The organism is Bacillus sp. 17RED48, from assembly GCF_019837545.1.
In the GTDB taxonomy this organism is placed as follows: Bacteria; Bacillota; Bacilli; order Bacillales; family Bacillaceae_G; genus Bacillus_A; species Bacillus_A wiedmannii.
Genome location: NZ_JADAXG010000048.1, coordinates 1 through 1,294, shown reverse-complemented (window position 1 = coordinate 1,294; position 1,294 = coordinate 1). Strand labels below are relative to the sequence as shown.

The window sequence follows — 1,294 nt, the reverse complement described above, 5'->3', positions numbered from 1 at the left end:
GTGTACCTTTTGGTATGTTAAAAAATTATAATATTTAAAAAAATATAAATATTTTAAAAATAACCTTGTACCAATTGTATAATTTTGGTAGAGTTGAAATTGGGTACCTAATATAATTATAGGGGGTACAAATGAAAAGGAAAATTGTTCCGATTCTTTTGTCGTCTACGTTTGCTTTGGGTCTTTTTAGTTTTTCTCCATCTAGTTATGCAGCAGCTAATGAATCGAAAAAACCTGTTGAAAAAGTTAATTTAAAAAACAATGGAATTCCTGAGATCAATCCAAACAGTGAGTTTCAACCCTTTGTAACAAATCAAGTTCCAAGTTCGACATTCCAAGAGGCTCCACCTGGTCCTGATTATTACCATCCTAATCCTGGTTCTATGAATTATCGATTAATTGATAGTTTCACAGGGAATTCAAAAACGGCGGATACTATAAGTGAGTTTACAAAACAATTTCTGATAGCTATTACTCCAGGTGGTATATTAAAAAATTATTGGGCTGGTGCAGCGGCTTCAGCCTTATTTAACACATTTCATGATAAACCCTCAACAAGATACTACAAAACGTTTATTTATCAGGCACAGGATGCTTATTGTTATTATGGAAAGGCTGTAGTTTATGTTTATTCAGATTCTGCAAGAACAAAACTAGTTACTTCAAAGACACATTATTCAACAGTTTGGAAATAAAAAGTGCACCCCGTTCGTTAGACGAATGGGGTGCCTTTGCATTTTGGGCAGTATTTTAAATTATTGCGTAAATTAAAAAGGCTATATACATAATAACGACAAAAATTGATTTGTTTTTGCTTTTGTGTAAATAAAGGAAAAACAAAATGAAACAAAATACAGTGAATTCAAGGAAGATAGGAATAGCTAATTTATTTTGAAGTGGGATTACAAATTTATTAACAATTGCTGTAATCACTATGATTATTGCGAATATCGCACTCCATAACTGCAATTTTTGTTCATTAAACATGATCTGTCCCCCTTTATAAATTATACTTTTGATTTGTCGTGAATTATACGAATAACTTTTATTATAAAATAGCATAATATTCAGAAATATTCTAGTGATGCGTTTAGGGGGTACAGCCGAGATACGTGTAAAAATAGGTTATAGTGATACATTTTTTACCAAACTTTATTTTCGCGTGATATTTGCAACATAAATGTTCCTTGTTGTTACAGTTTAGTCTCTTACGAATGTGGTATAATATGGTTAATTCTGTTTGTAAAAAGGAGAAATGTTTAATGGGAATTTTTACAGCATTGTTAGCAACTAG

The 1,294-nt window shown here is 31.1% G+C and carries 2 protein-coding genes; one reads left to right on the top strand and one right to left on the bottom strand.

Annotated features, from left to right (window positions below):
• The first annotated feature begins 131 nt into the window (after positions 1-131).
• Positions 132-695 carry a hypothetical protein gene (locus ILT06_RS32155; protein WP_222655999.1) on the top strand — a complete coding sequence of 188 codons (564 nt, stop codon included), beginning with the start codon at positions 132-134 and terminating at the stop codon, positions 693-695.
• A 55-nt stretch (positions 696-750) separates the two neighbouring features.
• Here ILT06_RS32155 and ILT06_RS32150 read toward each other — a convergent pair whose 3' ends face one another.
• On the bottom strand, positions 751-987 hold the full coding sequence (locus ILT06_RS32150; RefSeq protein ID WP_222655998.1) for a hypothetical protein: 237 nt from the start codon (positions 985-987) through the stop codon (positions 751-753).
• Positions 988-1,294: the final 307 nt, after the last annotated feature.

Excerpts from the sequence above, each read along its gene's own strand:
- ILT06_RS32155 (WP_222655999.1), top strand. The coding sequence starts at position 132 with ATGAAAAGGAAAATTGTTCCGATTCTTTTGTCGTCTACGTTTGCTTTG.
- ILT06_RS32150 (WP_222655998.1), bottom strand. The coding sequence starts at position 987 with ATGTTTAATGAACAAAAATTGCAGTTATGGAGTGCGATATTCGCAATA.